The sequence below is a fragment of the Mycolicibacterium sichuanense genome (assembly GCF_033741125.1).
Lineage (GTDB): Bacteria > Actinomycetota > Actinomycetes > Mycobacteriales > Mycobacteriaceae > Mycobacterium.
This window is the reverse complement of sequence record NZ_JAWQPU010000007.1, coordinates 229,676-240,945: the sequence shown is the minus strand read 5'-3', so window position 1 is coordinate 240,945 and position 11,270 is coordinate 229,676. Positions and strand designations below refer to the sequence as shown.

Genomic DNA, 11,270 nt, shown 5'->3' with positions numbered 1-11,270 from the left:
CACGCACCTACCGCGACAGCTCCGCCCAGATCGTCGCCGCGTCCCTCCCGCCCGCCTGTCGCACCGCCACTGCATCACGCCCCAGCGCGCTGCCAACGGCGTTCTGCCACAGGCTGTTCCAACCCGGCGCCGGCACGTTGGGACCTACCTCGGGCAGACCCGTCAGCAGTGCCCTCTCCCCCTGATCCATGGCCTCAGTCAACGCGCACCGAGGCGTGGTGGGCAATCGATTTTCCGCGCGGACGGCTCAGAAGAGCACGCGGTAGTTCCACAGCGCTCCGGCGACCAGCACGATTCCGACCCCAAGGAACAGGACTCGCACCGTCACCGGCCCGTAGCGGGTGGTCACCCGGACGATGTTGCGCTGCACGCGCCTGGCCCGGATCGTCCGCTGGGTCGACAGCGCCAGCACGGCCACCGACGGCAGGAGCGCCACCGCGCAGTAGCAGAGGATCAGCACCGGCCACAGCGTCGGCAGCGGGTGGCGCGCGGACAGCATCGTGAGGGTGGTCAGATAGGGCACCGAGGTGACGGCTTGGCCCGCGCCGATGACCAGACCCACGATCGCGAACAGCCACGGGTTGCGGCGCGCCATGTTAAGCGCCCACAGCGGAGGGGTGGGCCGTGCCGCACCCGACAGGCTCGCGACGGCGATCAGCACCAGACCAAGGACCAGCTGACCCCAGTAGCGGATGGTGGGCGTGACGTCGAACTCCACCCGACCGGTCACGAAGGTGATCCCGACCACGGTCAGTAGCCCGAACGACGCCGTGGCCACGAAGACACCCGCGACGAAGCTCAACCCGCCCGGTAGCGCCGACCTGCGGCTCAGTCGGCTGTCGTAGACGACGGCCGACGTCACTCCCAGGTTCAGCACGTTCAGCGAGTCGAGGAGGGCGAAGCCGAGGAGCGGGAGCAGGAGACCGAGCATGACACTGGAGAACCTACGGCAGTGCCGGCCGCGGGGCGTACTCGTCGGGCCCCAACTACCCTCGAGACGTGGCAGCGGTGTTGACGGTGAACAGTGCATACGTCGAGGACGGCGGCGGTCGGCCGAAGACGGGCATCGACAAGCGTCCGACGGGTCAACCCGTCGAGGTGCGCGCGCCGGGGCCGATGCGCGGGGGCCTCGGCAGCGGCATCGTCGGTGACGTGATCGGCAACCGCAAGCTGCACGGCGGTGACGATCAGGCCGTATATGCCTACGCGCGTGAGGATCTCGATGCGTGGGAGAAGCGGCTGGACCGCGAGCTGAGCAACGGGACCTTCGGCGAGAACGTCACTACCTCCGGCGTCGACGTCAGCGAGGCCGTCATCGGTGAGCGGTGGCGCATCGGGTCCGACGGAGTCCTACTCGAGGTGACCTCGCCGAGGACGCCCTGCAAGACCTTCGCCAACCGGCTCGGCATCGCCGGCTGGATCAAGACCTTCACCCACGGCGGTTCGCCGGGTGCCTATCTGCGGGTGATCGAACCGGGGTCGATTCGGGCCGGGGACGACGTCGAGGTCCTCGAGCGGCCCGCCCACGGCATCACCATCGCGTTCGTCTACCGTGCGCTGATGCTCGACCCGGACCTGCTGCCAGAGCTCCTCACCGTCGACGCCCTGCCCCAGGACATCAAGGACCAGGCCCAGCGTCGGGCCGCGCGGTGAGCACCCGACTCGGCGTGATCCATCGTCCGGACTTCGCGCCCGACGGACTGCGACGGGTCGCGGCGGCAGTGGAGACCGCAGGCGTCGACGAACTGTGGCTGTGGGAGGACTGCTTCCAGCAGGGCGGCATCGCCCAGGTCGCGGTGGCACTCGCAGCCACGCAGCGACTCAGCGTTGGCGTTGGACTCGTGCCCGCGCCGCTGCGCAACGTCGCAGCCACGGCGATGGAATTCGCCACCCTGGAGGCGATGTTCCCGGGCCGGGTCCAGCTCGCGGTCGGCCACGGCGTGCAGAGCTGGATGCACCAGGCAGGCGCCGCGGTGGCCTCTCCGATGGCCCTGCTGCGGGAGTACGTCACCGCGCTGCGCAGGCTGCTGGCCGGTGAGCGCGTCACGGTCGAGGGCCGCTACGTCCGGCTCTCCGAGGTCGAGTTGCTGTTCCCGCCCCAGCGGCGGCTCCCCATCCTGATCGGCGGCACCGGGCCCAAGACGCTGCGACTGGCCGGGGAGATCGCCGACGGGGTCGTCATCGACAGCCGCTACTCCACCCGCACGGTGCTCGAGGCGCTGGGGCACGTCGCCGCCGGCCGGGACGAGGCCGATGGCCGGGAGCCGTTCCGCACCGTGCAGTTCGTGGCGTGCGCACCGGGGGTGGACGCCACCCGAATCCTGGCCGAGGAAGCGGCGCGCCAGGAGGTAGCGGCGGGTGACCAGTTCGGCGTCGGCGGCAGCGCCGAAGGCATCGCGCTCGGCCTTCGCCCCTACCGCGGCGCCGGGGTGGATGCCATTGCGCTGCAACCCCTTGGCTCGCAGGACGAGATGCTTACGTTCATCACCGCGGCCGGCGAGGTACGCCGCCTCCTTCACTGAGCGGCTCGATACCCCAAGGGGCCGTGCGGTTCTCAGCCCTCGCTGCGGCCGGCCATGATGGTGTAGTCCTCCTGCACCAGCTCACCGTCCTGGTTGGTGATCCAACTCTTGAGCACCAGCACGTCCGCCCCGAAGGCCTGCCGCAGCGCGTCGATCCGGATGCGGCAACGCAAGCGGTCCCCCGCCTTGATCGGCTTGAGGAATTTCAGCCCCTGTTCGGCCTGGATCATCTTCTCGTCCCGGATGGGAATGTCCTCGTGGTCGAAGAACGCCATCTGGGCCCGGTAGCCGAGGATCGAGATGAAGGTGAGCGGAGCCAGCAGGGCGGGGTGCCCGAGCTCGGCGGCGGCCCCCTCGTCGACGTAGGACGGATCGAGGTTCTTCACCGCCGCCGCGTACTGACGCACTTCCTCCCGCCCCACCGTGAAGTAGTCGGGGTACTCGTACTCCAGTCCGACGATGTCGGGCGACAGTGCCATGGCACGCCACGCTAGTCGGTGGCCCCCGATGTGCGTCACGACACACGCGGAATCAATCGTCTCCGTTGCCGGTTCAACCACACAGAGCGTCCGAATCGGAGCATTACCGCAACGGCTCGAACACGTTCGAGATGAAGGGAAGACGACATGTTGAACATGAAGAAGTTTGGACTCGCAACGATCCTCGCCGGCGGCTTCGCCGCGGGCGCCCTCGGTTTCTCGGGTGCCGCGCAAGCCGACATCGACCATCACGCGTTCATCAACGACATCACCCCGACCGTCAACGTCCCGCACGTGGACACCACGGTCCATCAGAGTCGCTGAGTCTCAGACTCCGGTCCTCGCGAGAGGGACGACGAAGGGGGCATCCGCCGCGGCGGATGCCCCCTTCGCATGTCCGGCCTAGGACGCAGTGACGGCGTCGATCGCGCGGTGGATGCGCTGCTCGCTCACCGGTCGCGCCGTTCCGAGCTGCTGGGCCCAGAGGCTCACCCGGAACTCCTCGATCAGCCGCCCGATGTCCCGCACGTCCTCGGCGGACGCCCGCGAGGGTGACAGCGCCGCGACGAGTTGGGCATGGTCGGCCTGCAGGGCGTGCACCCGCGCCATCCGCTCCCGGTCGGCGGTCGGCGCGTGCGGCAGCCGCTCGAGCCGCCTGCCGATGGCGTCGAGGTAGCGCGCCAGGTCCAGTAGATGCGTGGCGCCGGTGGCGCTGACGAACCCGACGGGCAGCAGCGCGGCCAGCTGGGCACGGATGTCGGCGATGGCGTCGGCGTGGGCGGGCGGCACGGTGGCCGGCAGAGCGACCTGGACCTCGTGCAGCGCGCCGAGCACCCGCTGCACCCGGTGCAGGACGTCGCGCGTGGTCGACGGCAGCGCCGTCGCCACCCGGTCGCGCAGCGCGACGAACTCGGCCCGGCTCCACGCCGGTTTCGGTGCGAGCACCGCCACCGCGGCGTCGGCGCAGTCCTCCAGCAGCGCGGTAAGCGAGCCGTCGGGATTCGCCCCCAGCGTGAGCCGGGCCCGCATGTCGAGTTGCTTCTCGATGGCCTTGACCGGCGATGGAACCGCCAGGCGTAGCAGGCGGCGGGTGCCCGGTCCCATCGCGGCCGCCTGTTCGCCGGGGGTCGGAAACACCCGAATGTCGACGCCGGCGCCCGCGTCGACCAGGGCGGGATGACCGCGGACGGCGCGCCGGCCGCCCGCGCTCTGAACGACGCGGGGCAACTCGTCGAGGTCGTCGGGCCACGACCGCAGACCGCGGCGCTCCAGATCGCCGGCGAACGCCTCGGCGACGGCATGGCGTACCGGCGCCGCGAGCTGGTCCTGCAGGGCCTCGAGGTCCTTGCCGCGGGCCAGCTCGATGCCGTCGTCGGATTCCACGGCGAACGTGACGCGCAGATGGTCGGGCAGCTTGGTCAGGTCGAACGCGTCGATCGGCACCTGCACCCCGGTGCGGCGCCGGAGTTCGCGCTGCAGGGCATCCAGCAGCGAGCCCGCGCTCGGATCGAGCGAGCCGACTACCGCCCGGGCGGTGTCGGGTGCGGGAACGAAGTTGCGGCGCAGGTCCTTCGGCAGCGACCGGATCAGCGCGGTGACCAGCTCTTCACGCAATGCCGGTACGTGCCAGGCGAATTCGTCGCCACCGAGGCGCGCCAGCACCTGCACCGGGACGTGCACGGTGACGCCGTCGTCGGTGCGCCCCGGCTCGAAGCGGTAGGTCAGCGGCAGTGACACGTCGTCGGCCTGCCAGGTGTCCGGGCGATCGGCGTCGTCCTCGTTGCGCAGCAGGTCCGCACGGGTGAACGTCAGCAGATCCGGCGTGCGGTGCCGCTGCTTCTTCCACCACCCGTCGAAGTGTCTCGCCGAGACCACTTCCGGAGGCACCCTGGCGTCGTAGAGCGCGTAGATCTCGTCGTCGTCGACGAGCAGGTCCCGCCGCCGGGCCCGCTCCTCGAGCTCGGTCAGTTCCTCACGCAGCCGGGCGTTGTCGCGGAAGAAGTGGTGCCGCGTTTGCCAGTCCCCCTCGACCAGCGCGTGCCGGATGAACATCTCCCGCGCCACCACCGGGTCGACGGTGGCGTAACCGACGCGCCGGCGGGTCACCAGGGGCAGCCCGTACAGGGTGACCCGCTCATACCCCATGACGGCACCGCGCCTGGCGTCCCAGTGCGGTTCGCTGTAGGTGCGCTGCACCAGATCCCCGGCGACGCGTTCGACCGTCTCGGGTTCGGTGCGTGCCGCGATCCGCCCGAACAGCCGGCTGGTCTCCACGAGGTCGGCGACGACGATCCAGCGCGGCGGCTTCTTGGTCAGCACCGAGCCCGGCGCGAGCACGAACTTCGAGTTGCGCGCACCGGCGTACTCACGTCCGTCGCCCTCGCGCAGCCCGACGTGCGACAGCAACCCGGCCAGCAACGCGGCGTGCACCTTGGCCGGGTCGGCGGGCTCGGGGTCGTCACTCTCCCGGATGCCAAGGTCCCTGGCGATGCTGCGCAGCTGTCCGGTGAGGTCCTGCCATTCCCTGATTCGCAGGTAGTGCAGGAACTCTGCGTGGCACATCCGGCGAAAGGCACTGCCCGACAACGCTCTTCGCTGCTCACCGAGATAGCGCCACAGGTTCAGGTAGGAGGTGAAGTCGGAGAATTCGTCGGCGAACCTGGCGTGCTTCTGCCGCGCGGCCTCCTCGCGGTCGGTCGGCCGCTCCCGCGGATCGGGGATCGACAGCGCGGCGGCCAGCACCAGCACCTCGCGCACGCACCCCTCGGCGTCGGCGGCAAGGATCATCCGGCCGATGCGCGGGTCAAGCGGCAGGCGCGCCAGGCGGCGGCCCAGCTCGGTGATCGCACCCTCCTCGTCGAAGGCCCCCAGTTCGCGTAGCAGTTGGACGCCGTCGCGGACACTGCGCGCATCCGGCGGATCGAGGAACCCGAAAGCCTCGACGTCTCCGAGACCGAGCGCCGACATCTGCAGGATCACCGCGGCCAGATTGGTCCGCAGGATCTCGGGATCGGTGTAGCGGGGCCGAGTTTGGAAGTCGGCCTCGGAGTACAGCCGGATGCAGACACCGGGTGCGGTGCGCCCGGACCGGCCCGCCCGCTGCGCCGCCGACGCCTGCGAGATCGGTTCGATGGGCAGCCGCTGCACCTTGGTGCGCCTGCTGTAGCGGGAGATGCGGGCCGTGCCTGGGTCGACGACGTAGCGGATCCCCGGCACCGTCAGCGAGGTCTCCGCGACGTTGGTCGCCAGCACCACGCGGCGCGGCCCACCGCTGCCGCGGTCGAAGACCTTCTGCTGTTCGGCCGTCGGCAACCGCGCGTAGAGCGGCAGCACCTCGGCGTACGGCAGCGCCTCCCGCAGGACCTCTGCGGTGTCGCGGATCTCGCGTTCGCCGGACAGGAACACCAGCACGTCCCCCGGCGGTTCGTCGGCCAGTTCGGCCAGGGCATCGACGATCGCGTCGGTCTGATCGCGGACCTCGGTGCGGACGATCTCGTGGTCCGGGTCGTCGGGATCCTCGTCGCCATCGGTCACCGCGGGCACTTCCAGTGGGCGATAACGGATTTCGACGGGATAGGTGCGACCGGACACCTCGACGATGGGGGCCGGGCCCGCGTCGGAGCCGAAGTGCGCGGCGAATCGCTCCGGTTCGATCGTCGCGGAGGTGACGATCACCTTCAGGTCGGGCCGCCGGGGCAGCAGCTCCCGCAGATAGCCAAGCAGGAAGTCGATGTTGAGGCTGCGTTCGTGGGCCTCGTCGAGGATCAGCGTGTCGTAGCGCAGCAGGCGGCGGTCGCGCTGAATCTCGGCGAGCAGGATGCCGTCGGTCATCAGCTTGACCAGGGTGCGGTCGCTGGCGTGGTCGTTGAACCGCACGGTGTAGCCGACGGCGTCGCCGAGCGGCACGTGCAGCTCGTCGGCGATGCGCTGGGCGACGGTGCGCGCGGCCAGCCGCCGCGGCTGGGTGTGCCCGATGGTGCCCCGGATGCCGCGGCCCAGCTCGAGGCAGAGCTTGGGCAGCTGGGTGGTCTTGCCCGACCCGGTCTCGCCGGCGACGATCACCACCTGGTTGTCGGTGATCGCGGTGGCGAGCGCACCGCGCATGTCGGTGACCGGCAGGTCGGGGTAGGTGATCTCGGGGACGGCGGCCAGCCGGGTGGCGACGAGGGCTTCCGCGGCGGTGAATTGCTCGGCGAGCTTGGCGAGCGCCGCCGGGTCGGCGCCACGGAACCCACGTAGCCGGCGGCGCAGGCGGTCGGCGTCGCGGATCGTCAACCCGTCGAGGCGAGCACGCAGCTCGGACGGCTCGACGCGGGGCGGTTCGGACACTCAGTCAACGATAGGCGAGCCCTCAGCGGCGCCAGAAGTCGTACTCGTCGCGGCCCGGCCGGAAGCCGGCCGCCTCCACCACGTCCACGGCCACCTCGAACTGGTCGCCCACCCGCAGCGGGACGTGCGCGTCGCTGCCGAAGGACACCGCCCCGCCCCCCTCCTCGTACCACCACCGGATCAGCGACACCGAGGCGAGCGGGCTGGCGGTGTTGAACTCCAGCGGCCGGTCGGAGGCGGCCAGCGCCCGGAACACCGTGCGGTACTCCTCCTCGAAGTCGGCCTCGCGATATGGGCCCTCGCGGCGGGTGGGCCAGTAGCGGCGGGGGTAGTCGCAGTGCGCGAGGACCTGGAAGACGTCGGAGGTCTCGACCAGGCGAAGCAGCTCGGCGAAGTAGTCGCGCACCACGACGTGGGCGGGCAGCGAGCCGAACACGTCGTTGGCGTAGACCAGGCGGCCGTCGTGGACGATCGAGTGCAGTGAGCCCAGTACGCGGTCGAACTTTCCGGTGCCGAGGACGGCGGCGACGCTACCGGCGAAGTGGTGCGGCTCGCCGGCCTCGACGCCGGACAGGATGCGGACCTCGGGAAACAGGTGGCGGCACTTCTCGATGCTGGCCAGATATCCGTCGAGGTCGACCGGCTGGACGCGGTGCCTGGCGTGGATCCGGGCGTCCGCCGGCGGCCGGTCGTCATCACCCCAATCGGTGAAGTCGACGTGCTCGGTGAACGCGATCGCCGGCAGCCCGACGGCGACGGCGCGGCGGCAGGCCTGCTCCATCGAGGCGTTGGGCCCGGTGTCCCAGGAGAACTGTGAGTGCACGTGGTTGTCGGCGGGAAGCGTCACGCAGCCCACAGTGGCACGGGCGGTGGGTTCTCTCGGGGCCCGGGTATGAACGAGTGATGGCCTCGAACCGAATCCGCCGGGCCGTGACTGCCAGCGTGGTCGCGGTCCTGCTGGCGGCCTGCGGTGACGCTGGCCAGCCGTCGGGGCCGTCCGGCGCCACCGGGGTGCCGCGGACCAGCGCGTCGGAGCCGAAGGATGCGGCTCCCGGCACCGGTCCCAGCTACGTGGCGATGGGCGACTCGGCAGCCGCCGCGCCGCTGGTCCCCGACCAGGCCCAGCCGATTGGTTGCCTGAAGTCGACCAACGACTACCCCTCGGTCCTCGCGCGCCGGATCGGCGCGGCGCCGTTCACCGACGTGACCTGCAGCGGGGCCAGGACAGAGGACCTCGTCTCCCACGAACAGACCACCCGCACCGGCCCGGTGCCGCCGCAGCTGGACGCGGTGTCGGCCGACACCCAGCTGGTCACCGTCACCATCGGTGGCAACGACGTGGACCTGCCGACCATCGCGGCCAGGTGCCGGCGCGACGCCCTCGACGTACCGCCGTGTTCGCCGGGGCTGGTGGTCGACGGCGTCGACGGCATCTCCGAGGCAATCGACTCCGATGCCAGCCGGTGGGCCGGCCTCATCGCCTCGATCCGCGCCAAGGCGCCGGACGCGCGGGTGATCCTGGTCGGCTACGGCACCTACGTCCGCCCGGAGGGCTGCTTTCCGGCCCAGCCGATCAACCCGCTCGACGCCACCTACTTCCAGCGCAAGCTCGACGAGCTGGACGATCGGCTCGAGCAGGTGGCCGAAGCCAACGGCGCGGAGTTCTTCGACACCAGGACGCTGTCGGTCGGCCACGACATCTGCGCAGCTCCGCAGGACCGCTACATCGAGGGTTTCGCGCCATCGCGGCCGGCGGCACCGTTGCATCCCAACGCCGACGGCGCGGCGGCCGTCGGCTCGGCGCTGGCCAAGTTCGTGACGGCCTAGCGGGCTAGGGGCGATCGGGGGCCCAGTACGCCAGCATCTCGGCGAAGGTCTCGAAGGCGGGCCGGGACACGCCGTAGGTCGCCTCGAAGTGGATGCTGAGCGGGAAGCCGAGATCGCCGACGCCGTCGATGACGCGCTTGTAGAGGTCGATCATCCGCTTGCGCTTGTCGGCGGGGTCGGCGGCCGCCAACTCCTTGACGAAGGCCTGTTCGGCGGCGACGGCGGCGTTACCGGGGTCCTGGATGAGCCAGTTGATCAGCCCGACGTTCGTCTCCATCTTGGGCACGAAGCCGAAGGACAGCAGGATCTCGGGGCGGTGCTCGGTGGTCTCGGCGAACTCGGTCAGGAACCCGACGATGGCGTCCGAGTACAGCAGCTGCGTCATGCCGTAGGTCGCGCCCTGGTCGCACTTGAAGGAGAAACGACCCTGCTCTGCCTCGCGGGTCGGGATGAGGATCGCACCGCGGTTGGGCACCAGGGCCTCGTACATCGACAGGGCGTCGGTCGGGGCGACGCCCACCCCCTCGCCGTCGGCCATGGTGCGCGGGACGCCCACGAAGGCGATGCCGTCGAAACCGGCGTCGCGCAGCTCACCCAGCCGGGCCTGCAGCGCGGACTGGTCCAGGAACGAGGTCACCTGCGTGCACAGCCCGTTCATGTCGGGCAGCTCCGGCCGGATGATCGACCAGTACTCCAGGACGTCCAGCTTGGGCTTCATCTCGATCGGACGGTCGTCGTCCTCCTCGATCATGCCGGGGATCATGACGTGCCGGATCCGGCCCTCGATGCCGGCGTCGACGGCCAACTGCAGCACCTTGTGCGCCTCGTCGACGGCCCAGGCGGCCCCCCGGTCGACGTTGGGCGGGACGAGTTCCAGCGCGATGGTGTTCAGGGCCACGGGACTGCTCCTTGCGACATGCACTGGATATGCACTGGTTTGATTTGGCGCTCCCTTGCGCGTGACCCGTGGTGTTCGGGCCGCCGGGAGGACACCCTACCGATCCTCCCCGAGTGGTCCCGAAACCGCGTTTCGTGCGCTGCGATGCAACGTCGGCAAAGCGCCTGACGTGGCCTACCATCCCAAGAATAGGTAATGTTAGCCTAACCAAATGTTGAGCATAGGACTGTCTACTCGGGCTCGTCGAGCCCTTGCCCTCGTCTTCACGATCGCACTCGGGTCCGCACTCCTCGCCGGTTGCGGGAGCTCCTCGAGCCCCGCGCCGACGTCGAGCACCGCCGCCGGGGGCGTCACCATCACCCACGAGTTCGGTGAGACCACGGTTCCGGCGAATCCGCAGCGGGTCGTCACCGCGGGGTGGATAGACCAGGACTTCGTGCTGTCCCTCGGGGTCGTCCCGGTGGGCAGCCGCGGCGGCTACTTCGACAACTACGACAGCTTCCCGTGGGTGCAGCAGGCCACCGGCGGCAAGGGCGTGCCGCGCATCGACGGCGACACCATCAACTTCGAGGGCATCGCAGCGGCCAAGCCCGACGTCATCTTCGCCATCAACGAGACCGTCGACCGCAAGACCTACGACCGGCTCTCGCAGATCGCGCCGACCATCGTGCAGTCCGCCGACTACCCGGCCGAGGAGACGCCGTGGGACGTGCAGCTCGTGACCACCGGCAAGGCACTCGGCAAGCAGGACCGGGCCCAGCAGCTGGTGGACCAGGTCAACGCCAAGTTCGCCGAGGCCAAGACCGCGCACCCGGAGTTCGCCGGCAAGAAGCTGGTGTCGGACTTCACCTCGGAACCCACCGCGCACTACGTGATCGGCAAGGGCGATCCCCGCAACGCGATCTTCGACGGCCTCGGTCTGGACACCGGCACCACCATCGGCGACGTCTCCGAGGAGAAGCTCGACCTGCTCGACGGCAACGCGCTGTTCGTCAACGGACTGAGCAAGGAGCAGCTGGCCGGCGCCCCGGCGTTCCAGCGTCTTCCCGTGGTGCGTGACGGACGCACGCTGTACGCGGGTTCGGACTCCACCCTCAGCGGCGCCATCGCCTTCCACGGACCCGACGCGATGCTCTACGCGCTGAACCTTCTGGTGCCCCAGCTGAGCAATGCGCTGACCGGCAAGCCGGTCGCCGACCTCTCCAACGCCTGACC

The 11,270-nt window shown here is 70.1% G+C and carries 11 protein-coding genes; 5 read left to right on the top strand and 6 right to left on the bottom strand.

Going from position 1 to position 11,270, the window contains the following annotated elements; genetic code table 11:
- Positions 1 to 7 precede the first annotated feature (7 nt).
- Both SBI80_RS21785 and SBI80_RS21780 read right to left on the bottom strand, forming a co-directional pair.
- Entirely contained in the window at positions 8 to 190 is a 183-nt protein-coding gene (locus SBI80_RS21785; RefSeq protein ID WP_318976908.1) for a hypothetical protein, read from the bottom strand.
- Positions 191 to 247: 57 nt separating this feature from the next.
- A complete protein-coding gene (locus SBI80_RS21780) occupies positions 248 to 931 on the bottom strand; it encodes a GAP family protein (protein ID WP_318976907.1) in 684 nt (227 codons plus the stop codon).
- A gap of 68 nt (positions 932 to 999) precedes the next feature.
- Here SBI80_RS21780 and SBI80_RS21775 point away from each other — a divergent pair, with 68 nt between their 5' ends.
- Both SBI80_RS21775 and SBI80_RS21770 read left to right on the top strand, forming a co-directional pair.
- Positions 1,000 to 1,653, top strand: coding sequence for an MOSC domain-containing protein (locus SBI80_RS21775; protein ID WP_318976906.1), 654 nt, complete (start codon positions 1,000 to 1,002; stop codon positions 1,651 to 1,653).
- Positions 1,650 to 2,522 (top strand): LLM class flavin-dependent oxidoreductase, encoded by an 873-nt coding sequence (locus SBI80_RS21770; RefSeq protein ID WP_318976905.1) that lies wholly within the window; start codon positions 1,650 to 1,652, stop codon positions 2,520 to 2,522. The genes SBI80_RS21775 and SBI80_RS21770 overlap by 4 nt, the downstream gene beginning before the upstream one ends.
- A 32-nt stretch (positions 2,523 to 2,554) precedes the next feature.
- On the opposite strand, the gene SBI80_RS21765 is transcribed toward SBI80_RS21770, so the two are convergent.
- Positions 2,555 to 3,001, bottom strand: coding sequence for an FAS1-like dehydratase domain-containing protein (locus SBI80_RS21765; RefSeq protein ID WP_318976904.1), 447 nt, complete (start codon positions 2,999 to 3,001; stop codon positions 2,555 to 2,557).
- A 156-nt stretch (positions 3,002 to 3,157) separates the two neighbouring features.
- Between SBI80_RS21765 and SBI80_RS21760 the strand changes: the two genes are divergently transcribed.
- On the top strand, positions 3,158 to 3,325 hold the full coding sequence (locus SBI80_RS21760; protein WP_318976903.1) for a hypothetical protein: 168 nt from the start codon (positions 3,158 to 3,160) through the stop codon (positions 3,323 to 3,325).
- 78 nt (positions 3,326 to 3,403) lie between these two features.
- On the opposite strand, the gene hrpA is transcribed toward SBI80_RS21760, so the two are convergent.
- Both hrpA and SBI80_RS21750 read right to left on the bottom strand, forming a co-directional pair.
- On the bottom strand, positions 3,404 to 7,330 hold the full coding sequence (hrpA, locus tag SBI80_RS21755) for an ATP-dependent RNA helicase HrpA (protein ID WP_318976902.1): 3,927 nt from the start codon (positions 7,328 to 7,330) through the stop codon (positions 3,404 to 3,406).
- Between the two features lie 22 nt (positions 7,331 to 7,352).
- Positions 7,353 to 8,177 carry a PHP domain-containing protein gene (locus SBI80_RS21750; protein ID WP_318976901.1) on the bottom strand — a complete coding sequence of 275 codons (825 nt, stop codon included), beginning with the start codon at positions 8,175 to 8,177 and terminating at the stop codon, positions 7,353 to 7,355.
- A gap of 56 nt (positions 8,178 to 8,233) precedes the next feature.
- Here SBI80_RS21750 and SBI80_RS21745 point away from each other — a divergent pair, with 56 nt between their 5' ends.
- Entirely contained in the window at positions 8,234 to 9,157 is a 924-nt protein-coding gene (locus SBI80_RS21745; RefSeq protein WP_318976900.1) for an SGNH/GDSL hydrolase family protein, read from the top strand.
- A 4-nt stretch (positions 9,158 to 9,161) separates the two neighbouring features.
- Here SBI80_RS21745 and SBI80_RS21740 read toward each other — a convergent pair whose 3' ends face one another.
- Positions 9,162 to 10,055 carry a mycobacterial-type methylenetetrahydrofolate reductase gene (locus SBI80_RS21740; RefSeq protein WP_318976899.1) on the bottom strand — a complete coding sequence of 298 codons (894 nt, stop codon included), beginning with the start codon at positions 10,053 to 10,055 and terminating at the stop codon, positions 9,162 to 9,164.
- Positions 10,056 to 10,266: 211 nt separating this feature from the next.
- Here SBI80_RS21740 and SBI80_RS21735 point away from each other — a divergent pair, with 211 nt between their 5' ends.
- The gene (locus SBI80_RS21735) at positions 10,267 to 11,268 is read left to right on the top strand and encodes an ABC transporter substrate-binding protein (RefSeq protein ID WP_318976898.1); all 1,002 of its coding nucleotides are present in this window, start codon (positions 10,267 to 10,269) and stop codon (positions 11,266 to 11,268) included.
- Positions 11,269 to 11,270 lie beyond the last annotated feature (2 nt).

What these genes read in the sequence shown, in the direction of transcription:
- SBI80_RS21785 (WP_318976908.1), bottom strand. Translation starts at nt 190, where the DNA reads ATGGATCAGGGGGAGAGGGCACTGCTGACGGGTCTGCCCGAGGTAGGT.
- SBI80_RS21780 (WP_318976907.1), bottom strand. Translation starts at nt 931, where the DNA reads ATGCTCGGTCTCCTGCTCCCGCTCCTCGGCTTCGCCCTCCTCGACTCG.
- SBI80_RS21765 (WP_318976904.1), bottom strand. Translation starts at nt 3,001, where the DNA reads ATGGCACTGTCGCCCGACATCGTCGGACTGGAGTACGAGTACCCCGAC.
- SBI80_RS21760 (WP_318976903.1), top strand. Translation starts at nt 3,158, where the DNA reads ATGAAGAAGTTTGGACTCGCAACGATCCTCGCCGGCGGCTTCGCCGCG.
- SBI80_RS21745 (WP_318976900.1), top strand. Translation starts at nt 8,234, where the DNA reads ATGGCCTCGAACCGAATCCGCCGGGCCGTGACTGCCAGCGTGGTCGCG.
- SBI80_RS21735 (WP_318976898.1), top strand. Translation starts at nt 10,267, where the DNA reads ATGTTGAGCATAGGACTGTCTACTCGGGCTCGTCGAGCCCTTGCCCTC.